General features: G+C 67.8%; 26 protein-coding genes. All 26 read left to right on the forward strand.

Features of this window, described 5'->3' with window-relative positions:
• The first annotated feature begins 38 nt into the window (after positions 1-38).
• The 26 genes from gspE (at position 39) to ptsP (ending at position 24,812) form a co-directional block, all read left to right on the forward strand.
• Entirely contained in the window at positions 39-1,790 is a 1,752-nt protein-coding gene (gene gspE / locus HFP89_RS07810) for a type II secretion system ATPase GspE (protein ID WP_168717081.1), read from the forward strand.
• Between the two features lie 7 nt (positions 1,791-1,797).
• Positions 1,798-3,009, forward strand: coding sequence for a type II secretion system F family protein (locus HFP89_RS07815; RefSeq protein WP_168717082.1), 1,212 nt, complete (start codon positions 1,798-1,800; stop codon positions 3,007-3,009).
• Between the two features lie 107 nt (positions 3,010-3,116).
• A complete protein-coding gene (gene gspG / locus HFP89_RS07820) occupies positions 3,117-3,536 on the forward strand; it encodes a type II secretion system major pseudopilin GspG (protein WP_168717083.1) in 420 nt (139 codons plus the stop codon).
• A gap of 47 nt (positions 3,537-3,583) precedes the next feature.
• Entirely contained in the window at positions 3,584-4,036 is a 453-nt protein-coding gene (locus HFP89_RS07825) for a GspH/FimT family pseudopilin (RefSeq protein ID WP_168717084.1), read from the forward strand.
• A complete protein-coding gene (locus HFP89_RS07830) occupies positions 4,033-4,488 on the forward strand; it encodes a type II secretion system protein (protein ID WP_168717085.1) in 456 nt (151 codons plus the stop codon). The genes HFP89_RS07825 and HFP89_RS07830 overlap by 4 nt, the downstream gene beginning before the upstream one ends.
• Entirely contained in the window at positions 4,485-5,198 is a 714-nt protein-coding gene (locus tag HFP89_RS07835) for a prepilin-type N-terminal cleavage/methylation domain-containing protein (RefSeq protein ID WP_168717086.1), read from the forward strand. The genes HFP89_RS07830 and HFP89_RS07835 overlap by 4 nt, the downstream gene beginning before the upstream one ends.
• Positions 5,195-6,133, forward strand: a complete 939-nt coding sequence (locus HFP89_RS07840) for a type II secretion system protein GspK (RefSeq protein WP_168717087.1) — start codon at positions 5,195-5,197, stop codon at positions 6,131-6,133. Before HFP89_RS07835 ends, HFP89_RS07840 begins: the two co-directional genes overlap by 4 nt.
• 19 nt (positions 6,134-6,152) lie before the next feature.
• Positions 6,153-7,322 (forward strand): PilN domain-containing protein, encoded by a 1,170-nt coding sequence (locus HFP89_RS07845; RefSeq protein WP_168717088.1) that lies wholly within the window; start codon positions 6,153-6,155, stop codon positions 7,320-7,322.
• The gene (gene gspM, locus HFP89_RS07850) at positions 7,322-7,933 is read left to right on the forward strand and encodes a type II secretion system protein GspM (RefSeq protein WP_168717089.1); all 612 of its coding nucleotides are present in this window, start codon (positions 7,322-7,324) and stop codon (positions 7,931-7,933) included. The genes HFP89_RS07845 and gspM overlap by 1 nt, the downstream gene beginning before the upstream one ends.
• A complete protein-coding gene (locus HFP89_RS07855) occupies positions 7,930-8,688 on the forward strand; it encodes a hypothetical protein (protein WP_168717090.1) in 759 nt (252 codons plus the stop codon). Before gspM ends, HFP89_RS07855 begins: the two co-directional genes overlap by 4 nt.
• 42 nt (positions 8,689-8,730) lie before the next feature.
• A complete protein-coding gene (gene gspD, locus HFP89_RS07860; protein ID WP_168717091.1) occupies positions 8,731-10,935 on the forward strand; it encodes a type II secretion system secretin GspD in 2,205 nt (734 codons plus the stop codon).
• A 49-nt stretch (positions 10,936-10,984) separates the two neighbouring features.
• A complete protein-coding gene (locus tag HFP89_RS07865) occupies positions 10,985-11,419 on the forward strand; it encodes a hypothetical protein (RefSeq protein ID WP_168717092.1) in 435 nt (144 codons plus the stop codon).
• A 157-nt stretch (positions 11,420-11,576) separates the two neighbouring features.
• Positions 11,577-13,109: a hypothetical protein gene (locus tag HFP89_RS07870; protein WP_168717093.1), complete on the forward strand. Its 1,533-nt coding sequence runs from the start codon at positions 11,577-11,579 to the stop codon at positions 13,107-13,109.
• Between the two features lie 172 nt (positions 13,110-13,281).
• Positions 13,282-14,352, forward strand: coding sequence for a hypothetical protein (locus HFP89_RS07875; protein WP_168717094.1), 1,071 nt, complete (start codon positions 13,282-13,284; stop codon positions 14,350-14,352).
• A gap of 117 nt (positions 14,353-14,469) precedes the next feature.
• On the forward strand, positions 14,470-15,387 hold the full coding sequence (locus tag HFP89_RS07880; protein ID WP_168717095.1) for a peptidylprolyl isomerase: 918 nt from the start codon (positions 14,470-14,472) through the stop codon (positions 15,385-15,387).
• A gap of 19 nt (positions 15,388-15,406) precedes the next feature.
• Positions 15,407-16,162, forward strand: a complete 756-nt coding sequence (locus HFP89_RS07885; RefSeq protein WP_168717096.1) for an ABC transporter permease — start codon at positions 15,407-15,409, stop codon at positions 16,160-16,162.
• Positions 16,159-17,361, forward strand: a complete 1,203-nt coding sequence (locus HFP89_RS07890; protein ID WP_168717097.1) for an ABC transporter ATP-binding protein — start codon at positions 16,159-16,161, stop codon at positions 17,359-17,361. The genes HFP89_RS07885 and HFP89_RS07890 overlap by 4 nt, the downstream gene beginning before the upstream one ends.
• Positions 17,358-18,164, forward strand: coding sequence for a glycosyltransferase family 2 protein (locus HFP89_RS07895; RefSeq protein ID WP_168717098.1), 807 nt, complete (start codon positions 17,358-17,360; stop codon positions 18,162-18,164). Before HFP89_RS07890 ends, HFP89_RS07895 begins: the two co-directional genes overlap by 4 nt.
• 72 nt (positions 18,165-18,236) lie before the next feature.
• Positions 18,237-19,676, forward strand: a complete 1,440-nt coding sequence (locus HFP89_RS07900) for an RNA polymerase factor sigma-54 (protein WP_168717099.1) — start codon at positions 18,237-18,239, stop codon at positions 19,674-19,676.
• Between the two features lie 132 nt (positions 19,677-19,808).
• Complete coding sequence (gene raiA, locus HFP89_RS07905) at positions 19,809-20,132, forward strand: ribosome-associated translation inhibitor RaiA (protein WP_168717100.1); 324 nt, start codon at positions 19,809-19,811, stop codon at positions 20,130-20,132.
• A gap of 45 nt (positions 20,133-20,177) precedes the next feature.
• Positions 20,178-20,630 (forward strand): PTS sugar transporter subunit IIA, encoded by a 453-nt coding sequence (locus HFP89_RS07910; protein ID WP_168717101.1) that lies wholly within the window; start codon positions 20,178-20,180, stop codon positions 20,628-20,630.
• The gene (gene hprK, locus HFP89_RS07915; RefSeq protein WP_168717102.1) at positions 20,627-21,577 is read left to right on the forward strand and encodes an HPr(Ser) kinase/phosphatase; all 951 of its coding nucleotides are present in this window, start codon (positions 20,627-20,629) and stop codon (positions 21,575-21,577) included. Before HFP89_RS07910 ends, hprK begins: the two co-directional genes overlap by 4 nt.
• Positions 21,561-22,430 (forward strand): RNase adapter RapZ, encoded by an 870-nt coding sequence (rapZ, locus tag HFP89_RS07920; protein ID WP_168717103.1) that lies wholly within the window; start codon positions 21,561-21,563, stop codon positions 22,428-22,430. Before hprK ends, rapZ begins: the two co-directional genes overlap by 17 nt.
• Entirely contained in the window at positions 22,427-22,810 is a 384-nt protein-coding gene (locus HFP89_RS07925; protein ID WP_168717104.1) for a PTS sugar transporter subunit IIB, read from the forward strand. The genes rapZ and HFP89_RS07925 overlap by 4 nt, the downstream gene beginning before the upstream one ends.
• Positions 22,807-23,076, forward strand: coding sequence for an HPr family phosphocarrier protein (locus HFP89_RS07930; RefSeq protein ID WP_168717105.1), 270 nt, complete (start codon positions 22,807-22,809; stop codon positions 23,074-23,076). Before HFP89_RS07925 ends, HFP89_RS07930 begins: the two co-directional genes overlap by 4 nt.
• On the forward strand, positions 23,073-24,812 hold the full coding sequence (ptsP, locus tag HFP89_RS07935) for a phosphoenolpyruvate--protein phosphotransferase (RefSeq protein ID WP_168717106.1): 1,740 nt from the start codon (positions 23,073-23,075) through the stop codon (positions 24,810-24,812). The genes HFP89_RS07930 and ptsP overlap by 4 nt, the downstream gene beginning before the upstream one ends.
• The last annotated feature ends 10 nt before the right edge of the window (positions 24,813-24,822 follow it).

The following is a 24,822-nucleotide window of genomic DNA, read 5'->3' on the forward strand; positions in this document are numbered from 1 at the left end:
TGCAGGCGACCGCTGAAGGGTATCCGTATAATCCCGCCATGGAACACGCTCTGACCGCAACCGGCGAAACCGACCTGCTGCCCCAGGTCGGCGATCATCTCGAGGATCGCGCAGCCGAACTGTGCTCGCTTCTGATCGAACAGGGTCGCCTGCGGTCGGAGGACCTGGCCCGCGCCCGCGCCTACCGCGAACAGCACGGCGGCAACCTGCTGACCCTGCTGGTCCGGCTGGGCCTGGTCTCGGAGCGCGACCTGGCCTCGGCCCAGTCCGATCTGCTCGGGGTCCCGCTGGTTTCCGAGAAGGACTACCCGGAACAGGCACCGGAGATCGAGTCGATCTCGGTCCGGTTCATGAAGCAGCAACACCTGGTGCCGATCCGGGTCGACGACGGCACGCTGCAGGTGGTCATGGCCGATCCGCAGAACCCGGCCATGCTCAAGGCGCTGCGCATGGCGACCGGGCTGACGGTCGAGCCCAGCGTCGGCATCACCTCGGAAATCGACAACGCGATCGAACGCTACTTCGGTGGCGGACGCAGCGCGATGGGCCAGATCGCCGAGGGGCTCGGTTCGGACGTCGAGAGCGACGACGAGGAAAACGTCGAGCACCTTCGCGACCTGGCCTCCGAAGCGCCGGTCATCCGGCTGGTCAACCTGATCCTGGGCCGGGCGGTCGAAGCGCGGGCCTCCGACATCCACATCGAGCCGTTCGAGAACCGGCTCAAGGTCCGCTACCGCATCGACGGCGTGCTTCAGGAAGTCGAAGCGCCGCCGGCGCGTTCGACCGCGGCGGTGATCTCGCGCGTCAAGATCATGGCCAAGCTCAACATCGCCGAGCGTCGCCTGCCGCAGGACGGCCGCATCATGCACCGCGTCTCGGGCAAGGAGCTGGATCTGCGCGTCTCGACCGTGCCGACCTCGCACGGCGAGAGCGTGGTCATGCGAATTCTCGACCGCGAGGCGGTGACGCTGGATTTCGGTGCGCTGGGCTTCGCCGAGGACACCCGCGACCGGTTCATCCGCCAGCTCGAGATGCCGCACGGCATCATCCTGGTGACGGGACCGACCGGCTCGGGCAAGACCACCACCTTGTACACGGCGCTCAGCCAGCTCAACGCGCCGTCGCGCAAGATCATCACCGTCGAAGACCCGGTCGAGTACCAGCTCGAGGGCGTCAACCAGATCCAGGCCAAGTCGTCGATCGGCCTGAATTTCGCCGCGGCGCTCCGCGCGATCGTCCGCCAGGACCCGGACGTGATCATGATCGGCGAGATGCGCGACCTGGAAACCGCCAAGATCGCGATCCAGTCGGCCTTGACCGGGCACCTGGTGCTGTCGACGCTGCACACCAACGATGCCGCCGGCGGCGTCACCCGGATGCTCGACATGGGCGTGGAGGACTACCTGCTGACCTCCACGGTCAACGCGATCATGGCCCAGCGCCTGGTCCGCCGGCTCGATCCCGCGACCCGCGAGCCGTTCGAAGTGCTGCCGGAGATGGTCGAAGAACTGGGCCTGCGCGCGCTGACCGACGCCGACCCGATCACCCTGTATCGCCCCGGCAGCTCCGAGGTCAATCCGACCGGCTACAAGGGCCGCTCCAGCATCATCGAGCTGCTCCAGATGTCCGACGAGATCCGTCGCATGGTCATGAAGCAGGCTACCGCCGGCGAGATCGAACGGCAGGCCGTGGCCGAGGGCATGCGCACGATGTACGCCGACGGCATGCTCAAGGCGCTGAACGGCACGACCAGCGTCGAGGAAGTCCTGCGCGTCACCCAGGAAGCCTGAGCGCACCGTGCCGATCTTCGAATACAAGGCCGTCACGCCCGCCGGCGAAACCCTGACCGGCGAGATGGAAGCGCCCACCGCCGACCTGGTCGTGGCGCACATTCAGGAAACCGGCAACATTCCGGTCCAGGCCAAGGAAGTCGGCGCCGGCTTCCGGCTCGAGACCCTGTTCCGCGGCCGCCAGGGCCTGACCCAGCGCGAAATCGGCGACCTGACCGGCCAGCTGGCCACGCTGCTCGGCGCCGGCCTGCCGCTGGACCGCTCGCTCGGCATCCTGGTCGAGCTGGCCGAGAACGAGCGGGTCGAGCGGATGCTGTCGAAGATCCGCGACCGGGTCCGCGAGGGGATCTCGTTGTCCGAGGCGCTGGAAGAACGCCACGGCGTGTTCTCGCGCTTCTACATCAACATGGTCCGGGCCGGCGAGCTGGGCGGTGCGCTGGACCAGACCCTGGCGCGGATGTCGGAATACCTCGAGCGGGCCAAGGAACTCAAGGACGGCGTGGTCTCGGCGCTGATCTACCCGGCGTTGCTGGTGATCCTGGCGATCGCCTCGCTGATGCTGCTGATGATCTACGTGATCCCGCAGTTCACGCCGATGTTCGAGGACTTCGGCGCCGACCTGCCGCTGATGACCAAGGTCGTCGTGGCCATCGGCGAACTGCTTCGTGGCTACTGGTGGGCGCTGGCCGGCGGTTTCGCGCTGGTCGTGCTGTGGTTCCGCGGCCAGATGGCGCGGCCCGCTTCGCGGCTGCGCTGGGACGCCCGCTTCCTGAAGATGAAGTGGATCGGCGACGTGATCGCCAGGATCGAGATGGCCCGGCTGGCCCGGACCACCGGCACGCTGCTGATCAACGGCGTACCGCTGCTGTCGGCGATCTCGATCGCGCGTAACGTCATGGGCAATACCGTGCTGCGCGAGGACGTCGGCGTGGCGGCCAAGAAGGTCAAGACCGGTGCCCCGCTGGCCCGCGCGCTGAACGAGAGCGGCAATTTTCCGCGCCTGGCGCTGCAGATGATCAACGTCGGCGAGGAAACCGGTCAACTCGACGAGATGTTGCTGAAGGTCGCCGATACCTACGACCGCGAGGTCAAGACCACGATCGACCGGCTGATGGCGCTGCTGGTGCCGGCCCTGACCCTGGGCCTGGCCGCGGTGATCGGCTTCATCGTCATGTCGGTGCTCATGGCGATCCTGAGCATCAACGAACTGGTCGGCTGACCCTGTTCTCATCGCGCCGGCGGCGAGCCGGGGCGGGCAGTACCTTTCGTGCGGGAATCTTCACGTCCCCGTGCGGTCGAATCGAATCGGATAAGGAGCGAATGATGATGAACACCATCCAACCGAAGAGCGTCGGCGGCTTCTCGCTGATCGAACTGCTGGTCGTCCTGGTCATTCTCGGCATGATCGCGGGCCTGGTCGTGCCGAACATCATGGGCCGCAGCGAAGACGCCAAGGCCCGCACGGCGGTGGCCGAAATCCAGCGGCTGTCGATGGCCGTCGACGAGTTCTACCTCGATACCGGTCGCGCGCCGCGCGAGCTGCGCGAACTGGTCGAGGAGCCCAGCGGCGTGTCGAACTGGAACGGCCCGTACGTGAACAATTCCAATCTGAACGACCCCTGGCAGAATGCGTATCAGTACCGGTATCCGGGCGAGCACCGGGACTTCGACCTGTTCTCCTACGGCGCCGATGGCTCGCCGGGCGGCGAGGGCGCGGCGAAGGACGTGGCCAACTGGGAACAGTGAGCAGCCGGGGTCGCCGCAACTCGAACCCGTTCGAGAGGGCGACCTCGATGCGCGTGCGTGCGGCCGGTTTCAGCCTCATCGAACTGATGGTGGTGATGATGCTGGTGGTGGCGCTGTTCGGGCTGGTCGGAACCTCGATCAGCCGCTCCCTGAAGGGCGCCGAGCTGCGCAACGAAGCCCGCGAGATCATCGCCGGCATGCGCCGGACCCGCGGTCAGGCGATCGTCCAGCGCACCGAGGCGGTGTTCCGGGTCGACGCCGATGCGCGCACCTGGCAGGCGGCCGGCCGTGAGCCCGAAGCCCTGCCCGAAGGGCTGGACATCACGCTGACCACGGCGCGCTCCGAGCTGACCGGCGAAAACGCCGGCGGCATCCGCTTCTATCCCGACGGCGCCTCGACCGGCGGCAGCGTGCTGCTGAGCGTCGAGGACCGCAAGTGGTACATCACGGTCGGCTGGCTGACCGGCGAGATCAGCCAGGACCCGCCGGAGGACACATGAATCCTCGCCGTCGTTCATTCGCGCCGTCGATCCGCCGCAGCGGCGGCTTCACCCTGATCGAGGTGATGGCCGCGTTCGCCATCTTCGCCGTGCTGTTCGGCGTGATGCTGCAGATCCTGTCGACGTCGATGAGCAACACCCGGCGCTCGAGCGACTTCACCCAGGCCGCCCTGCTGGCCCAGAGCCAGCTGGACATGATCGGCATCGAAGCGCTGCCCGAACCGGGCCGCTACGGCGGCGACTACGACGATCGCTATTCCTGGGAAATGGAGATCGAGCCCTACCTGATCCAGGACGAGCGAGCGGTGAACTACGAGGAACTGCCGATCGACCTCTACCACATCGTGCTGACCGTCTCCTGGGGCTCGGGCCGCGGTGAGCGCTCGGCGCGCTTCGAGACCCTGCGCGCGGTCGATCGCTTCTTCGCCGAGCGTCAGGAGATGATGCCGTGACCGGTCTGCCCCTGCCCGACCGCAGTCGCGGCTTCACGCTGATCGAGCTGCTGCTGGCCACGGCCCTGATCGCCCTGATCATGGCGATGGCCTACGGCGGCTTCCGCGCCGGCGTGCGCGCGACCCACTCGGGCGAGCAGCTGATCGAGGAGTCGAACCGACTGCGGGTCGTGCACGAGTTCCTGCGCACCCGGCTGGCGCTGGCCCAGCCGCTGATCATCGAGGACGTCGACGGCGAGGCGATCCGCTTCGAGGGCGATCCGGACCGGGTCCGCTTCGTCGCGCCGCTGCCGGGCTATCTGAGCTACGGCGGGCCGTACGTGCAGGAATTCCGCGTCGAGCGCGGCCGCGAGGGCGTGGATCTGGTGTTCGCCTACGCGATGCTCAACGGCTACGAGCCCGGTGATCTCGACGCCGAACCGCCGGTCACGCTGCTCGAGAACGTCGGGCGCCTGAACCTGGAGTACCTCGGCTTCGAGGATAACGGCGAGAACGTGTACTGGGACTCGGCCTGGCAGGAGCCCGATCGCATGCCGCTGGCGATCGCGCTGGCGCTGGACATGGAGCGCGACAACGGCCTGCGCTTTCCGCCGCTCAACACCCCGCTGAAAGTCGACAGCGCCAGCATCGCCCAGCCGCGGCTGCAGGGTTCGGACAGCATCCTGTCGCCGGTCAACCGCCACCTCCAGCGCACCCAGGATCGGCAATGAGCCGGGGCCCGTATCCGGTCCGCTCGAACCGCGGCATCGCGCTGATCGTGGTGCTGTGGATGCTGGTGCTGCTGACCGTGGTCATCGGGACCTTCTCGGTGCTGGCCCGGACCGAGAGCCTGCAGTCGCGGTTCCTGTTCGACACCACCGATGCGCGCTACGCGGCCGAGGCCGGCATCCATCGCGCCGTCGTCGAGCTGCGCAATCCGGACCTGGAGACCCGCTGGGTGGCCGACGGCCGTGCCTACGTCTTCGATTTCGGCGGGGCCGAGGTGGAAGTGAAGATCACCGACGAGACCGGCCTGATCGACGTCAACGCCGCGGCCCAGGCCCAGCCGGAGTTGCTGCTGAACCTGTTCGAGTCGGTCGGCGTCGAGGCGCAGTCGGCGCAGATGCTGACCGACGCGATCCAGGACTGGGTCGACCCCGATGACCTGAGCCGCCCGCTCGGCGCCGAGCTCGACGAATACCGATCGGCCGGCTATCCCTACGGGCCGGCCAACGCACCGTTCGCCTCGGTCGACGAACTGCAGCAGGTCATCGGCATGAGTTGGGAACTTTTCCGCGCCGTCGAGGCCAGTCTTACCATTCACTCGGGCCGCGCGAACTTCAACCCGGCCTTTGCTCCGCTGAGCGTTCTGCGGACGCTGCCCGACATGGACACGGAGACGGCGCAGTTGTTTATCGAGGAACGCTCGCAGTATCATCCCGGCGATGCCATGCAGCTGATGCTGCCGGACGGAACGCCGGTCAACCAGCGCGGCGGCGGACTCACGCACACGGTCGAATCCCGGGCGACCCTCGAGGGGGGCACCTGGAGTCGGATCACGGCCACGATCCGGCTCGGCACCGACAGCCGAGGCCGGCCCTTCCGCGTGGTGCGCTGGTCGGAAAACGAGACCGAGCCGGCCGCAGCGACGCCGCCGCAGACCTGAGCCGGACCCAGGACACACGATGATCCAGAACCTTGCCGACAACCTGCAGGACGCCGTCCGCCGCCGCTACCGGGCGACGCCGCTGCCGGCGTTCTTCGCCTGGTGGGGCGGTGAGCTGGCGCCGCTGGTGCCGGCGACGCTGCGGCGACGCTGGATGCCGCCGAAGCCGCAGCTGTGGATCGTGCCGGCCGAGACCGGCGGGGGCGACCTGCGCATCCTTCGGGTCGGCGATTCACCCGCGGTAGCCGACGTGTTCGGCGCCGGCGAAGACCTCGACCTGCTGCGCGACCGCTGGCGTGACCTGCAGGCCGGCTTCGAGGACGGTCGCCCGGAGGTCCGGCTGTGCCTGCACGAGGACGATGTGCTGGCGCTGCCGATCGAACTGCCGGCAGCGATCGAGAGCAACCTGGCCCAGGCGCTGAAGTTCCAGATCGACCAGGTCTCGCCGTTCAGCCCGGACCAGGTCTATTTCGACCACCGGGTGGCCGCGCACGACCACGAACACGGCCGGCTGCAGGTCGAGTTGCGCATGGTGCCGCGCGAGACGGTCGACGGCCTGCTCGAGCGGCTGCGCGCGGTCGGCGTGGTCATCCACCGCGTCGATACGCTCCGGCCCGGCGACGAGGCCGAACCGGAGGGCTTCAACCTGCTGCCCGACGAGCGCAGGCCCCACTACGTGCATGCCCGGGCCCGATTCAACCTGGTGCTCGCCGGCCTGCTGGTGCTGCTGGCCGGGCTGATCATGGCCCAGTCGCTGATCCTGCGCGAGCGGACGGTCAATCGATTGACCGAGGACGCCGATCGGCTGCGGACCGAAGCGCGCCAGGTCATGGCGCTGCAGCAGCGCCTCGAGGAATCGCTGCTGGCGGCCAATTTCCTGGCCGAGAAGCGCGCCGCCCAGCCGCCGGCGATCGAACTGCTGGCCGAGACCACCCGGCTGCTGCCCGACGACATCTGGCTGCAGCGCTTCCAGCTGCAGGGCCAGGAGATGACCGTGCAGGGCCTGACCAACGGATCGCAGCGCGTCATCAACCTGCTGAACGAATCCGAGCTGCTGCGCGATACCGAGATCCGCGGCAACATCACCATGGATCCGCGCTCCGGCAAGGAGCGGTTCACCACCACCTCGCAGGTGGTCCGCGCCGACGGACCCGATGCCGCGCAGGTCGAAGACGAGGGAGGCGCCTGATGCAGCTGCTTCCCGATCGCGAACAGGGTCGCCCGCTGGCGATCGGCCTGCTGGTCATCGCCCTGATCCTGGTCTACCTGGCCGGCTTCCACTGGTTCGTGGTGCGCCAGGCCGCGCTGGGCAGCGAGATCGACCAGCTGGAGCGCCAGATCGCCCGTTTCAAGGCCACCGCCGGCCAGCGCGATGCACTGCAGGAACGGCTGCAGCAGCTCCAGCGCCAGCGCCTGGACAGCGCGCTGTTCCTGGAAGGCGGCGATTTCAACGTCGCGGCGGCCGAGCTGATCCGGCGACTGCGCGAGGAGGTCGAGCGGCGGGCCGACGATGCCAGCCTGTGCCAGGTCACCAACACCACCCCGCAGCGACCGCGCGAGCCCGAGCGGTTCCAGGCCGTCAAGGTCAGCGTGCGCATGCAGTGTCCGCTGCCGGACTTCATCCGCGTGCTCTACGAACTGGAGCGCTCGGTGCCGTTGATCTTCATCGACAACCTGATGATCAATCAGCGTGCGATGCTCAGCCAGGCCTCGCGGCGCGGCGGCGAGGCCTATGGCCAGCTCGATGTCCGGTTCGAGATGTTCGGTTATCTCGATCAGCCGGGGGAGGGTTTCGAATGATCCGGGTCGATGCGCGCAACAACCTGTTGTCGGTGCTGCTGCTTTCGGCGATCGGCCTGCTGGCGCTGCTCGGGGGCCTGAATTTCCTGCTGCTCGGTCACGGCGATGCGGCGTCGATTCCGCCCGCAGCGGCCGGTCTGCCCGACACCGGCGAGGCCGGCGCGCCGACCCAGGAGCTCGGCGAGCTCGAGCGCTTCGCAGTCATCACCGATCGCCCGGTGTTCTTCGAGGACCGCCAGCTGCCGGTCATCGAAGACGAGGCCCTGGTCGACGAAGATGCCACGGAGGAGGCGCCGGTGGTCACGGAGATCCCGGAGCTCGAGGCCAGCGTGGCCGGCATCATCATCACCCCCGAGCTGAAGCTGGCGATGATTGCCGATGCGCGGGGCCGTGAAACCCTGGTGCTGCGCGAAGGCATGGCACTGGAAGGGGAACTTTCGGCCTGGAAACTGACCGAAATCCGTCCACGCAGCGTACGATTCGCGACCGACGGCGGACGCAGTGCCGACCTGGAGCTCCAGGTCGAGACCGATGCCCTGGCCGCCGGCGCGCCGCCGTCGCGGCCGCCGCAGCGGGAGCAGCCGCTGCCGCAGACGGCCGACAGCGCCGATTCGCCGACCTCCGACACCGAAGCCCAGGCCGCCGCGCGAGCCCGGGCCGAGGAGATACGCCGGCGCGTGGCCGAGCGCCGCGCCCAGCTGCGCGCCGAGGCCGAGCGCCGCGCACGGGAACAACAAGACAACGACGGTCGCTGATTTCTTCGCGCCGCGCCGTAACTACGAGACATGGAACATCGAATGCCTATCGAACGTACAGATCGACGTCGAGCACGCCCCACGCTGGCCCTGATCGGTGTCCTGCTGCTGGCCGGTTGCGCCGCGACCGACCGGCGCGATGACGTGACCGATCCGACCCGCCCGGCCGGTGCCCGCTTCGCCGAGACCGCGCCCGTCCAGGGGCCGATCGAACTCGGTCCCGAGTCGGGCGAGGAGGGCGCCGCGTTCGAGGGCACGGAGACCTATCCGGGCACCGGCGTGTTCATCAACCGCGACGCGGCCAACGCCCCGGTCCTGCCTCCGGACGGCGAGGGCGAGGTCACGCTGAACTTCGAAGGCCAGGGCATCCAGGAAGTCATCCACGCCATCCTCGGCCACATGCTGCAGGAAAACTACGTGATCGCACCGGGGATTTCCGGCGAGGTCACGTTTTCCACCGCACGGCCGGTGACGCGCGACCAGATCCTGCCGATCCTCGAGATGCTGCTGCGCTGGAACGGCGCCACGCTGATCTGGCGCGAGGACCGGTACCACGTGCTGCCGATCTCCGAGGCCGTGCGCGGCAACCTGACGCCGCGGATCGGATCGGAAGCCCTCGGCCGCGGCTACCAGGTGGTCGGTGTCCCGCTGGACTACATCGCGCCGAGCCAGATGGTCACCATCCTGGAACCCTACGCGCGCGAAGACGCCGTGCTCAACGCCGACAACGCCCGCAGCCTGCTGATGCTGGCCGGCACGCCGGCGGAGCTTCGCAACTACATCCAGGTCATCGACACCTTCGACGTCGACTGGCTGGCGGGCATGTCGGTCGGCATCTTCGAGATCAGCCGGGTCGAGGTCGCCGACCTGGCCACCGAGCTGCAGTCCCTGCTCGGCGAAGGCGAAGGCGAGGGTGGATCGCCGCTGGCCGGGATGTTCCGGATCATGCCGATGGAGCGGCTGAACTCGATCATGGTGATCACGCCGCAGGCGCGCTACCTCGACGAGATCGAGAAGTGGATCGACCGGCTCGATCGCTCCAGCCCCGAGGCCGGCGCGCGGCTGTATGTCTATCGGGTCAAGAACCTCGACGCCGACGTGCTGGCCGGCTACCTGGCCAACGTGTTCGGCGGCGAAGGCGGCGGCAGCCAGGCCACCCAGCGGCAGGACCGGGGCGGGCTGGCGCCCGGGCTCGAGCGGGCCCAGGCCAGTTCGGTCAACGAATTCCAGACCGAGACCGGCCCGCAGGCCCGAGCGGCCAGCGGTGGCGGTGGCCGTACCGGTGGTGGTGGAACGGTCACGCTGGGCGAGGACGGCGGCATCCGGATCACCGCTGTGCTGGAAACCAACTCGCTGTTGATCCAGGCCTCGCCGAGCGAGTACGACTCGATCCTCAACGCCATCGAGCGGCTCGACGAGCAGCCGCTTCAGGTCCTGATCGAAGCCCAGGTGCTGCAGGTGGTGCTCAACGACGCGCTGGAGTTCGGCGTCAGCTGGTTCCTGCAGAATTCGGCCTCGCCCGACCTGCCGGACGGGTTCGTCGGCTCCAACGACCTGAATTTCGGCCAGTTCGGCAACGGTTTCGGCGGCTTCCAGTCTTCGCTGACGCCGGCCGGTGGCATCGGGTCGAACTACGTGGGCGCGATCATCGACCTGCTCGACAGCGTATCGGATACGCGGACCATCTCCGCGCCGTCGCTGATGGTGCGCAACAACGCGCAGGCCACGATCAATGTCGGCTCCCAGATCCCGGTCCAGTCGCAGTCGTTCATCGGTGGGACCGACACCGGCAGCCGGCTCGGCACCACGCAGTACATCAACACCGGAACCGTGCTCGACGTGACGCCACGCGTCAATCCCGGCGGGCTGGTCTACCTGACGGTCAGCCAGGAAGTCTCCTCGCCCGGCGACCCCCCGACCTCCGACAACCCGAACGTTGCGATCAATACCCGCAACGTCACCACCGAAGTGGCGGTCCAGTCGGGCCAGACCATCGTGCTCGGCGGCCTGATCGCCGAGACCAACGGCATTTCGTCCAGCGGCCTGCCCGGGCTGAGCCGGATTCCGATCATCGGCGGCCTGTTCGGGCGCCGTGCGCGGACCCAGAGCCGCGAAGAGACACTGGTGCTGATCACCCCCACGGTGATCCAGAACACCGCCGAGCTCGAGGAAATCTCCCGCGAGTTCGAGAAGAAGTTCAAGGGCCTCGAGCCCATCGCCGGCGGATTCCAGGGCATCCGCGACTGATCCGCCGACCCGGTTTCAATCCCATCCATCGAATCGACTACGAGGACGTATGCGCTATTCCATCCTGTTCATCCTGATCGCCGGCCTGTCGCTGGTCGGCTGTTCGCCGTCCGATCCGCCTTCCGAACCGGCCGCCGAGGCGGCGCCGAGCACTGACGAGGCCGTGTTGCAGCGCGCCCAGGGGCGCTGGAACGCGCTGATCTCCGGCGATCACGAAACCGCCTACGGCTACTACACGCCCGGTTTCCGCGAGCAGATGCCGCTGGTCGACTTCACGATCGACATGCGCAGCCGCCCGGTCCAGTGGGTGGCCGCCGAGGCGCTTTCGTCCAGCTGCGACGGCGATCGCTGCGTGGTGGAAATCGACCTCGAATATCGGGTACCATCGGCGCCTGCCCAGATGTCGGGCATGGGGAACCGGCGACCCATCGAGGAAACCTGGATCCGCATCGACGACACTTGGTGGTTCATGCCCGGAGCGTGAGCGCCGACAGGTGGTGCGCCCCGCCTGAATTCTGTTGCTTTACAGTCCGGGCTTGGTTAATATAGACTTGCAAAATCTGATTCTGGGTGATCGCTGCCCGAAGATGATCAGAAATTGCTCAATGCAGAGCCCTGTGTAAAAACCTAGGAGTGTTGTAATGAAAAGAAAGACCTTGACGACTGCGGTACTCGCAGGTCTGACGGGCGTTGCGGGGATGGTCAGCGTTTCCAACGCTGTTAACCTGAACCCGGACGGCCTGGGTCAGGTCCTCCTGTACCCGTACTATTCCGCCCGCGGCGGCAATGACACGCTGATTTCCATTGTCAACACCACTGACAATGCCAAGTCTGTCAAAGTCCGTTTCCTGGAAGCCCTGAACTCTCGCGAAGTTCTCGACTTCAACCTCTACATGTCGGAATACGACGTGTGGGTGGCGGCGATCACCGGCAATGCTGCCGGCGGCGGCTCCCTGATCATTCCGGATTCGTCCTGCACCGTTCCGTACTTCTTCGGTCAGGGTACGTTCGCGGATGAAACCGCGCGCTTCGGCTCCGTCGACTTCGTCGACTTCGCCTACACCGGTCCGAACGACGACTCCGGCCCGCAGGGCATCGAGCGTACGGCTTCCGGTTACATCGAAGTCATCGAAATGGGCACGCTGGTCGACATCACCGAAGGTTCGGCCGCGGCTGCAACCCACGTGCTGACCAACGTTCCGGGCCCGGGCGGCGCTACCGTCGAAGTTCCGCGTCCGGCCGACTGCCAGCAGCTGGTCGATGCATGGACCGTCTTCGGTGGCACCGGTGGGTACTGGATCCAGGACGAGCTGATCGACCACGAAATGCCGTCCGGCGGCCTGTTCGGTGGCGGCAGCATCATCAACGTCGCCGAAGGCACGATGTTCAGCTACAACGCTGATGCCATCGATGCATTCTCGACCGCGATCCTGCACACCGATCCGGGTGACATCTTCCCGAACCTGAACTCGGGCGACAACGTCTCGAACGTGTTCATCAACGGTGTCGTCGATACGCAGACCTGGCTGGAAGGCGTCGAAGCCGTTTCCGCCAACGTCCTGTACGACACGGTCATGAACGAGTACGTGATCGATCCGGCCATCAACTCGCGTTCGGAGTGGGTGATCAACTTCCCGACCAAGCGTTTCTACGTTGACGGCGCGTTCGCCATCGACACCCCGCCGGTGGATCCGTTCACCGTCGCGTGGACCGGTGACGCCTGCGAGCCGGTGGCCTTCCAGTTCTGGGATCGCGAAGAAGCTCCGTCGAACCCGGTCATCCAGCCGCCGATCATCTCGCCGCCGCCGCCGACCCCGCCGGGTTCCGGTCCGTTCACCCTCTGCTACGAAACGAACGTGATTCGCTTCGATCAGACCGGTGGTGCGGTTCCGACCGAAAGTGAAATCCTGAAGGAGCCGCGTTTCGCGACGATCCCGATGGGCGACTTCACCAGCGGTTGGCTGCGCTTCGAGTTCAACCCGGACGATCCGCCCGTGCACTTCACCCGTCCGTCCGCTGCCGGCATCCAGTACCTGGGCCTGCCGACCATCGGTTTCTGGGTGAACACGTACTCCAACGGTCAGCTGGGCGGTGGTACCGTTCTGGCGAACTACGGTGGTACGTTCAAGCACCGCGGTAGCCGTCGCCTGCAGATCGCTCCGCCGGCGCCGTAAGTCTCGTGTATTCGACCGGTCGGCCTCCGGCCGGTCACCACGAAACACAAAGGGCCGCCCTCGGGCGGCCCTTTTTTAAACTTTTCTTAACCGGGTCTGTCCTACATTGGCAACCCTGGTCCCGGCCCGCAGCGGTCGGTCTGTACGTTTCGAATTCCCGAGTCTCCAATCCATGAATCATTCCGAATCGAACGAACGGGTTGCGCGTTGCCTGCAGCCGGTTCGCTGTCTTTCCGCGCTCGTCCTGGCAGTGCTCGCGGGCACCGCGTTCGCTCAGTCCCAGAGCATCATCCTCGACACATCGCCGACGCCGACCACGATCGAGTTGCTCGACGGCACCGATGTACTGCTCGATCCGCTGTCCGGAAACATTACTGCCACGCCGCTGGACCCGGCGGCCTGCTCGGCGACGACCGACTGTTCCGATGTCCAGGTGTCGATTACTTCGTTCAACGTCTCGCCGTCCACGGTGACCCAGGGCCAGACCACGAACTTCGGCTGGAACGGGCGCGGTGCCTGGGAATGCCAGGGCGCGGGCCTCCCGGCCACGACCTGGAACGGTACGAAGCTGCCGGCCGGAAACCAGGCCGTGTCGACAGCGGCGCTGTCCCCGGATACCTACACCGTGACGCTCGAATGCAGTAACGGTCCGGTGACCGACACGGCCGACGTTTCGCTGACGGTCATCCCCGGCGGAGGTGGCGGTGGCGGCGTTCCTGCGTTCTGCGTCGATGACGGCCGCGTTCCGCCCGCAGGCCTGACCCAGGACACGGCGATCATCGACGGGAGTTCAACGGTGACGCAGACCTGGCTACAGCTGTTCGGCCAGGACTTCCCGCAGGGCAACGGTCGCGATACGGCGATTCAGCGTGATCGCTACGCGTCGCTGCAATTCGACACCGACGGGCTTGCGACCGGCGTCAGCGGGCGCGTGACCTTCGACGTTCTGCAGACCTTTGTCCCGAGCGGCCAGAAGATCGTCACGCTGAGCCAGTGTCCGGGTGATTTCACCGACCTGAACGACAACAACTGCAAGCGGTTCCTCGGCCAGGGTTCGGTCCGTTGGGCGATCAATTCCGGTGGCGGTTTCGACTGCGTCCTTCAGCCGAACACGACCTACTACCTGAACATCCTGTATACCGACAACGATGACGCGCCGTACGACGACTGGGCCTGCACAGGCGCGTCGAACCCGACGACGGCCACCCAGTGCGGCGATATCATCAACTCGCTGGTCAACTGACCTTGCGCGGGCCGGGGAACCCGGCCTGCGTTTCGCGATCAAACCGCAGGTTTCTCCCGCCCGGATCCTTCCGGGCGGGATCGTCTTGAATCCCCGGAACTCGAAGGAGTCACCGCCATGCGATCCATCGCAATTCTCGCTCTGATCCTGTCCTGCACTTCGTCGCTGGCGATCGAACGCAGCGTCGAGATCGAACTGGAAAGTCCCTTGATCGCCAGCCGCGGCGATACCGAAATTTCGATGCTCGACCTCCACGGCCGGATGATGGCCGTCCCCGAGGGCGACCGTGCCGGTGTGGTGTCGTCTCCGGAGCGGCTGGAGCAACTCATCCAGGACGTTCTCACCGTTCACTTCCTGGCCGAGCGCGGGCGCGAACAGGGCCTGGCCGATACGGTGGACTTCCAAGCCGAGTTGCACCACATGATGATCGTGCGCCTGGCCGAAAAGTACCGCGAGAACTGGATCGCCGAGCGTGAGCTCGACAGCTACGAGAACCAGGCGCGGGAAACCTATCTGAGCAACCCCGACCGGTTCTCCCGGCCCGACACGGTGACCTTCAGGCACGTCCTGGTTCGCGATTTCCGCGACGACCCTCGTTCTCGCGCCGCCGAGTTGATGGCGCGGCTGGAGCAGGGCGAGGATTTCGCCATGCTGGCCCGGAGCCACTCCGACGATCCGAGCGTGGTCCAGAACAAGGGCACGCTCGAGGCCATCGACGTCGCGACGCTGGAAGACCAGTTCGCTGCAGGCATCGCCCAGCTCGACGAAGGCGAGATGGGCCTGGTCGAATCCGGTTTCGGTTGGCATGTCGTGATCGTCGAAGAACGTCGAGCCGGTGGGCGACAGTCGTTCGAGGAAGTCCAGGATCAGCTCATCGCGCAGGCCCGGGAACGGCATCGCGAACAATTGCTCGACCGCTTGATGCGCCAGGCCTGGGACGGTGAGCTCGAACTGGTCGACGGCGCCGTGGCCGAGATCCTCGAACGCTACCCGCCGCCGCAGGAGCTGATCGACGCGATCCAGTCCGGGAACTGACCCTCGGGCGAGGCCGGCGATGTTCCGCGACCTGCTCCTCCGGGATCTCCGAGGTCGGTTCGTCGGCAGCCGGTCCGGCTGGCTGTGGGTCGTGCTGACCCCGCTGCTGCTGCTGGCAGTCTACGGCTTCGTGTTCGGCGTGATCTTCCGGGCCCGCGTCCCCGCCGGCCTGGATCTGCCCTTCGTCGCCTGGCTGGCGATCGCGATGTGGCCGTGGCTGGCGTTCCAGGACGCGATCCTCCGTGCCGCGGCGAGCATGCCGGAGCATGCCAACCTGATCAGCAAGGTGCCGCTGGCCCGGGACCAGCTGGCCCTGAGTGCCGCCACCGCGGCGTTCGTGCTGCAGGTGGCCGGCTTTGTGGCCGTGCTGGTCGCATTGCCGCTGTTCGGTGTCGCGATTGCGCCGCAAGGCCTGGCCGCGGCGCTGCTGACGCTGGCCGTCCTGTTCGCCCTGGCCGCCGGTCTCGGCTTCTTCGCCGCTGCGCTTCGTGTCTTCTACCGGGACCTGGACCAACTGCTGCCGACGCTGCTGATGTTCGCGTTCTTCCTGACGCCGATCCTCTATGCCCCGGAGATGCTGCCCGATCATCTGCAGTCCCTGTGGATGTTCAATCCCGTCGCCGGCTTGATGAACGACCTGCGCGCGGCGCTGCTGCACGGGCAGGTCCTGCCCGGCGCGCACACCCTCTGGATGGTGCCGGTTTCGGCGCTGGTGTTCCTGGTCGGCCGCGCGTTCTTCCGGCGCCTGGCGCCGTACTTCGAGGACTACCTGTGACCGAACCGTTGCTGCGCGTGAACGAGGTCGGCAAGGCCTATCCGGCCGGCCCCGGTGCCGGGGGGCGCTGGCGGGCGATTCTCGACATCCTCGCTTCGGGCCGCTCGAAGGGTGTCAAGCGGGTCCTCGGCGGCGTCGACTTCGAAGTCCGTCGCGGCGAGTCGGTCGGCATCATCGGCGCCAACGGCGCCGGCAAGTCGACGCTGCTGAAGATGATCACCGGTGTGCTGGCGCCGAGCGAAGGCCGGATCGAGACCCGCGGCAGCGTTGCGGCCCTGCTCGAACTCGGCGCCGGTTTCGAGCCGGATGTGACCGGGCTGGAGAACCTGCGGATGAACGCATCGTTTCTCGGCCTGTCCCGCGCCGACGTCGCGGCGCGCCTGGACGACATCCTGGCTTTTGCCGACATCGGTGAGGCGATTCACGAACCGATCAAGAACTATTCCTCGGGCATGGTCGTGCGCCTCGGTTTCGCCGTGGTCGCTTCGGTCCGTCCGGACCTGCTGATCACCGACGAGGTGCTCGCGGTCGGCGACGAGTCGTTCCAGAAGCGCTGCATTCGCTGGATCGAGCGCTACCTGTCCGAGGGCGGTACGCTGCTGATGGTCTCGCACAACATGTACCAGGTCCAGAAGCTCTGCCGCCATGCGCTGTGGCTGGAGCAGGGCGGGGTGCGGGCCTGGGGTGACGTGTTCGAGGTGACCCAGTCCTACCTCGCCTGGCACGAGCGGCGCGATGCCGATTCGCGCGAACGGGCGCGCGCGGCACGGCTCGACGGCGCGCGCTATCGGGTCGAGCGGTTGACGCTGCATCCGGCCTCGGACAATGGACCGCTGCGGATCGATGTCGGCGATCCGCTGCGCGTCGAGCTGGCGCTGCATTCGCCGGACGGTCGTGCGCCTCAAGCGCTGGTCGGCATCGTTCGCGCCGACGGTACACCGGTCTACGGCGTGGCGACCGATCACGACGAGGCCGTGCCTGCGCGCATCGACGACCATCGCTTCGCGATCGATCTGGCGTTCGACGGCCTGCCGCTGCTGCCGGGCAGCTACGTCGTGCGGGCGCATGCCATGGACCCGGAAGGACTGCGGCTTCAGGACACCGTCGAGGCGGAGTTCACGGTGTCCGGGCGCAGCCGCGCGCTGGGCCTGGTCGAGCTGCCGCATCGCTGGTGCACCGGCGACGACGCCGACCGATGAGCATCGCGCCGACCATCGTGGTGCCGGTGTTCAACGCGCCGGACGAGACCCGGCGCTGCCTGTCGGCGCTGCGCCGAACGCTGGCGCCGGGCCAGGCCGACGTGATCGTCATCGACGATGCATCGACCGATCCGGCGATTCCCGCTCTGCTGGCCGAGGCCTGCGATCCGGCCTGGCACCGGGAGCGCCAGGCGCGGAACCTGGGTTTCGTCGGCACCGTCAATCGCGGCATGGCGCTGGCCGGCCCTGCCGACGTCGTCCTGCTCAATTCCGACACGGTCCCGGCCGGCGACTGGCTGAACGCGATGCGTCGCTGCGCCGAGGTGTGTCCGGACGCTGCATCGATTACCCCGTGGACCAACAACGGTGAGATCGTCTCGCTGCCCGAGTTGTGCCGGGCCGCGCCCGTGCCCGCAGACGTCGAGCGTTGGGCCCGGGCCTGCCTCGCGACCCGGCCGGCGTATCCGAGCCTGCCGACCGCGGTCGGCTTCTGCATGTTCCTGCGCCGGGCCTGCCTGGATGCGGTGGGCGATTTCGATGCCCGGACCTTCGGCAAGGGCTACGGCGAGGAAAACGACTGGTGCATGCGGGCCACCGCGGCCGGCTGGACGCACCGGCTGTGCGACGACGCCTTCGTGGCCCACCAGGGCCAGGCCAGCTTCGGTCCGCTCGGCCTGAAACCCGACGAATCGGCGATGCAGCGCCTGCTCGGCCTTCACCCGGACTATCTCGATCGCGTGATGGCCTTCATCCGCGACGATCCGCTCGCGCCGCACCGGGCCCGGGTGCTGGCCGCGCTCTGAGGTCGGCACTCGTCGATCGGGCATCGGATCCCGGCTCTCGGCGCTCGGCCGACGATCACCTACAATGCCGGCATGGCTCTGCAGACCGGACTCAAGCTCAAGCTCGGGCAGAAACTCAAGCTGGCACCGCAGCTTCGGCAGGCCATTGCCCTGCTGCAGCTCAACCGGCTGGAGCTGCGCGAGCACCTCGAGCAGGCGCTGGAGTCCAATCCACTGCTGGAGCTCGACGCGCCGGAGGCGGTGTCCGAGGCCGATGTCGAACCCCGGGACGGCACCGATCCCGTCGACGACTTCGCCGACGAATACCGTGCCGACGATCGCGATGAGTATCACGACGAACGCTGGAACGACCTTCCCGAGGGTTTCTCCGAGGTCGCCGAGACGCCCGACTACGATCGTTTCATCAGTGATCCCGCCCAGGAGTCGTTGGCCCAGCACCTGCTCTGGCAGGCCAACCTCGCACACTTCTCCGAGCAGGACGAAGCGATCGCCCGCGCCATCATCTACGCGCTGGGCGAAGACGGCTACCTGGCCGACGATCTGGCCACGCTGCGCGCGTCGCTGGCGCCGGAATACCTGGTCTCGATCGACGAAGTCGTTGCGGTGCTCGGACGGGTGCAGCACTTCGAGCCGGTCGGCGTGGCCGCGCGCAATCTCAGGGAATGCCTGCTGATCCAGGTCCGAACGCTGCCGTCGGAGACTCCGTCGCGTGGCCTGGCCGAGCATCTGATCGAACACTACCTCGACGAGGTCGGCGGTCTCGAGGCCGCCGCGCTGGCGCGACGGACCGGGTTCGGCACCGAGGAGATCGACGGTGCACTGGCGGTGATCCGGCGGCTGGATCCGCGTCCCGGCCTGCGCTACGGCCGCGACGACGAGAACTACCTGGTCCCGGACGTGTATGTGTTTCCCGGAGACGATGGCTGGCAGGTCCGACTCAATCGCGACAACGATCCGCGGCTGCGCCTCAACGACGCCTACGTCAAGATGATCAAGAAGGCCCTGGGCGAGGACAAGAGCTATCTGAAGGAGCGGCTCAAGGAAGCCCAGTGGCTGATCTCCAGCCTCGAGCTGCGCAATCACACCCTGCGTTCGGTGGCCGAGGCGATCGTCCGGCACCAGGCCGGTTTCCTCGAGCACGGCGACATCGGGATGCAGCCGCTGCTGCAGAAGGAGATCGCCGAGCGGGTCGACGTCCACGAATCCACGGTCTCGCGTGCCACCACCGGCAAGTTCATGCACACCCCGCGCGGGACCTTCGAGCTGAAGTACTTCTTCTCCGGGGCGATCCCGACCCGCGATGGTCGGTCGGTCTCGGCCACCGCGGTCAAGGCCCGGCTCGAGCGATTGATCGCAACCGAGCCGGTCGGCAAGCCGCTGTCGGACCAGGCCCTGGTCGAACGGCTCGCCGCCGATGGGCTGTTGCTGGCGCGTCGGACCGTCGCGAAGTACCGCGAACAGCTCGGGATCCCGAACTCCGCTCGCCGGCGCCGCGAGGCGCGTCGCCCGTGAGTCGCGCCGGGCGGGCTGCGCGGGACTGAAGCGGTCGGGGCATTGGTATACCATTGGCTTCCGGGTCGGACCGAGCGGTCCCTTCGCGGAACCTGCCGACCGGCCCTTCGACTCAGCCAGAGGAGCAATGCCATGCAGATCGAGATCAGTGGACAGAACGTGGACGTCACTCAGGCCCTGCGGGCCTACGTGTCCGAAAAGATGGAGCGCGTCCAGCGCCACTTCGACCACCTGACCTCGGCCCACGTGGTGCTGCGCCTGGAGCGGGTCCAGCATTTCGCCGAAGGCACCATCAATGTCGGTGGCCGTACCCAGCCGATTCACGCCGACGCCGATGCCGAAGACATGTACGCGGCCATCGACCTGTTGATGGACAAACTCGATCGACAGGTCCGCCGGCACAAGCGCAAGGTCAAGGACCACCACCGCGCCGAGCGCCGGGCCGAAGCCGGCTGAGCCGGGCAGCGCACCTCCAGACCCCATGACGTTCCGCCGGATGCCATGCGCCTCGCCGACCTGCTGACTCCGGACCGGATCGCGCTGGACCGGACCGTTTCGAGCAAGAAGTCCCTGCTCGAGGCGGCGGCCGGGTTGCTCGGCGCGGCACCCGATGCCGCAGCCGGGCGCGATATCTTCCACGGCCTTTGCCAGCGCGAACGGCTCGGCTCGACCGGGCTCGGCCACGGTGTGGCCATTCCGCACTGCCGCATCGAGCAGCCCGGGGCCTCCGGCGCGCTGATCCGGCTGACGCGGCCGATCGATTTCGACAGTCCCGATGCCGAACCCGTCGACCTGTTCTTCGCGCTGGTCGTGCCGTCGACCTGCAGCGAGGGTCACCTCAAGCTGCTGGCCGGCATCGCCCAGCTGTTTTCCGACCCGGACCAGCGCGAACGCCTGCGCGGACTCGACGGCGCCGACGACGTCATTCGAGTCCTCAACGACTTCGAGCCGTGAATCAGACCCTGGCCGTCGCCGACCTGGTGGAACGCCTCGGTGAGCGGCTGGAACTTCACTGGGTCGGCGGCCAGCGCCAGGCTCGCCACCGCACCCTGTCGGCGGTATCGTTCCGGGCTCGACCATCGCTGGTCGGCTTCCTGAACCTGATCCATCCCAACCAGGTCCAGGTGCTCGGCGACGAGGAACTGGACTGGCTCGACAAGCTCGATGCCCGTCAGCGCTGGCAGACGCTGGCAGAGGTCTGCGCATGCCGGCCGGCCGCGCTGATCGTCGCCGGCGGCGGCGAGGTCGGCGACGATCTCGAGGAACAGGCGGCCGACAACCAGACGCCGCTGCTCAAGAGCCCGCGGCCGGCCTGGGAGCTGGTCTCGATCCTGCAGTACGAGGTCACCCGGGCGCTGGCCAACCGGCAGGTCGTGCACGGCGTGTTCATGGAAATCTTCACCATCGGGGTGCTGATCACCGGCGAGCCGGGCGCCGGCAAGAGCGAACTGGCGCTGGAATTGATCACCCGCGGCCACCGCCTGATCGCCGACGACAGCCCCGAGTTCACCCAGATGACGCCCGATATCATCGACGGCAGCTGCCCGGAGGCGCTGCGCGACTGCCTCGAAGTGCGCGGTCTCGGCGTACTGAACGTGCGCCGGATGTTCGGCGATGCGGCAGTCAAGAGCAACAAGTTCCTCCGGCTGATCCTGCATCTGCACCCTCCGCAGCCCGGCGACGAGGTCTCGTTCGATCGCCTGTCGGGGCGGTCGGACGATGCGCGCGTGCTGGACCTCGACGTACCGCGCATCCTGCTGCCGGTGCTGCCGGGTCGCAACCTGGCGGTCATCGCCGAGGCGGCGGTGCGCAATTTCATGCTCCAGCTCAAGGGCTTCGACGCCACCGGCGACTTTCTCGAGCGCCACGGGCGCCTGATGGGTCATGACCGGCAGCGCTGAGGCACCCCGCCTGATCCTGATCAGCGGCCTGTCCGGCGGCGGCAAGTCGGTGGCCCTGAATGCCCTGGAGGACCAGGGGTTCTATTGCGTCGACAACCTGCCGGCCACACTGCTGCCGTCGCTGGCCGAGCAGATCGAGGCCGCGCCGGAGCGGTTCCGGCGGGTGGCCATCGGCGTCGACGCGCGGGCCGGTTTGGAAACGCTCGCGGCGCTGCCGGAAGTGCTCGAGACGCTGCCGTTCGCGGTCGAGGTGATCTTCCTCGAAGCCGACGACGATGTGCTGATCCAGCGCTATTCGGAAACCCGCCGCCGCCACCCGCTCGGTGAGGGACGCACCCTGGCCCAGGCGATCGCGGAAGAACGACGCATGCTGCAGTCGCTGGCCAGCCGCGCCGATCACGTGATCGACACCAGTGGGCTGAACCTGCACCAGCTGCGCCGGCGGATCTGGGAGCAGGTCCGGGCCGGCCGGCCGTCGGAAATCTCGCACCTGGTGCTGGAGTCCTTCGCCTTCAAGCGCGGCGTGCCGCGCGACGTCGACCTGGTGTTCGACGCGCGCTGCCTGCCCAACCCGCACTGGCAGCCGGGCCTGCGCAGCGCCACCGGCCTGGAGCGGCCGGTCCGTGAATACCTCGAGGGCGAGGCCCGGGTCGGCGCGTTTCTCGCCGATATCGACAGCTTCGTGCGCCGCTGGTTGCCGGCCTGGGCCGAAGAGCAGCGCAGTCACCTGACCGTCGCCATCGGCTGCACCGGCGGGCGGCATCGCTCGGTCTACCTGGTCGACGAGCTGGCCACGCGCTGGCGCCGCGACGGCCTGGACGTGACCACCCATCATCGCGAGCTGCAGCAGTGACCCGGATTCTGCTGGTCGCCCACCAGGGCCTGGCCCCGGCGCTGCTCGACGTGGCCCGCACGATCCTCGGCGCCGAGCCCGACGCGGCGGCCTTCGACGTGGCGCCGGACGGCGATCCGGTTGCCCTGGCCGGCGAGCTGGCGCGCTGGATCGACGCCCATCGCACCCAGGCCCCGGTAGTGCTGCTGACCGACCTGCCGGGCGCCACCCCGCACAACCTGGCCGTCGGCGCCGCGTCGCCGTCGGTGCCGGTGGTCGCCGGTCTCAATCTCGGCATGCTGTTGCGCGCGCTGAATCACGCCGATCAGCCGCCGGACGAACTGGCCGAGCGGGCCCGGGTCGGTGGCCGGCGCGCCATCCTGCGGGTCGGCGCGTCGTGACCCGCCGTTCGCTGCAGCTGGTCAACCGGCTCGGGCTGCACGCGCGGGCGGCCAGTCGGCTGGTTCGGACCGCGGCCGGTTTCGAGTCCGCCGTGTGGCTGGAGCGCGACGGTCGCCGGGTCAACGCCAAGTCGATCATGGGGGTGCTGATGCTCGCCGCGCCGCTCGGCAGCGAACTGACGCTGGAGTGCGACGGGCCGGATGCGGAGGAGGCCGCCGAGGCCATCGAGGCGCTGGTCCGCGACCGATTCGGGGAAGACCAGTGATCCTGGCGCTGAGCGGCACCGGGGTCTCCGACGGGGTCGCGCTCGGCCGGCTGCACAAGCTTTCGCACCGCGAGCTCGACCTGCCCGAATATCACGTCGAGGACGAGGAGATCGAACGCCAGGTCCGGCGCCTGGAGGCGGCCAGTGCTGCCTGCGAGTCTGCGCTGGCGGCGATGGAGGCCGGGCTGCCGGACGAGGCGAGGGGCGCGGCCGCCGAGATGCTGCAGGTGCATCGATTGATGCTGCGCGACGACACCCTGATCGGCGAGAGCGTGCGCCGCGTCCGGACCGACGGCATCAATGCCGAATGGGCGCTGGACCGGCAGGCCGCATCGATGCGCTCGGCCCTGGAACGTTCCGAGGACGCCTACCTGGCGCTGCGCAGTGAAGACCTCGACCAGATCGTCCAGCTGCTGCAGCGCGAGCTGGCCCAGTCCGGCGCGGCGGCCCTGGCCGAACGCATCCCCGCCGGCCTCGAGGGCACGGTCGTGCTGGCCCGTTCGCTGAGCCCGGCCGAAGTCGCGATCCTCCACCAGCGCCGGGTCGCCGGCGTGATCACCGAACACGGCGGGACCTGGTCGCACAGCGCGATCCTGGCCCGGGCCTACGGCATCCCGACGGTGATGGCGGTAAAGCGCGCGCTCAGGGTGCTGCGCGAGGGCGAGTGGGTCATTCTCGACAGTCACTACGGTGCCGTGCTGGCCACCGAGGACGACGGCCTGCACGGCCACTACGGCGAGAAGGTGCGCCAGCTGGCCCGCCGCAGCGCCCGCCAGGCCCGCGCCCTGGCCGTGCCCGATCGCACGCTCGACGGGGAACGGTTCCGGCTGTTCGGCAATGCCGAGCACGCACCGGAGCTGACGCGCTGCGTGGAGCACGGCGCTGTCGGGATCGGCCTGATGCGGACCGAGTTCCTGTTCACCGAGACCCTGCTGCCCGACGAAGAGACCCAGTACCAGGCCCTGCGCACGGCCCAGGCCGCGCTCGACGGGCGGCCGCTGACGGTGCGCACGCTGGACGCCGGCGGCGACAAGCTGCCCGAGGCGCTGGCTCGTTTCGATGGTCCGAACCCCGCGCTCGGCCTGCGCGGCATCCGCCTTTCGCTGGCGCTGCCCGAACTGTTCGACGTTCAACTCCGCGCGATCCTGCGGGCCTCGGCGCATGGGCCGGTGCGGATCCTGTTGCCGATGCTGACCCGACTCGACGAGCTGGAGCGGGCCCGGGAACGGATCGCCGAATGCGCCGAGGCGCTGCGCGAAGAGGGCGTATCGGTCGATCCGGACGTCCAGATCGGCGGCATGATCGAGACCCCGGCGGCGGCCTGGATGGCCGAGCGTTTCGCTGCGCGGCTGGATTTCCTGTCGATCGGGACCAATGACCTGGTCCAGTACGTGCTGGCCGTCGACCGCCAGGACGAACGAGTCAGCCACCTGTTCGACCCGTCCTGTCGCGCCGTCATCGAGTTGATCGGCCGGGTGGTCCGGGGCGCGGCGGTTCACCAGCGCCCGGTCCAGGTCTGCGGCGAGATGGCCGGCGACCCGAGAATGGTGCCGGTGCTGTTCGGTCTCGGCGTGCGCGAATTCAGCATGCCGCCCGGTCAACTGGCCGCGGTCAAGTCGAGGCTGATCCGGCTCGACGCCGCGCGCGCACGGCGCGAGGTCGCGGACGACCTGGCCGTGTCGGACAGCGACTCGGTTGCGGCCCTCTGCAGGCAGTTGGATCCGGGTTCGGACTGAGGCGGCGCGA

The sequence above is a fragment of the Wenzhouxiangella sp. XN79A genome, from assembly GCF_012272825.1.
Taxonomy (GTDB): domain Bacteria; phylum Pseudomonadota; class Gammaproteobacteria; order Xanthomonadales; family Wenzhouxiangellaceae.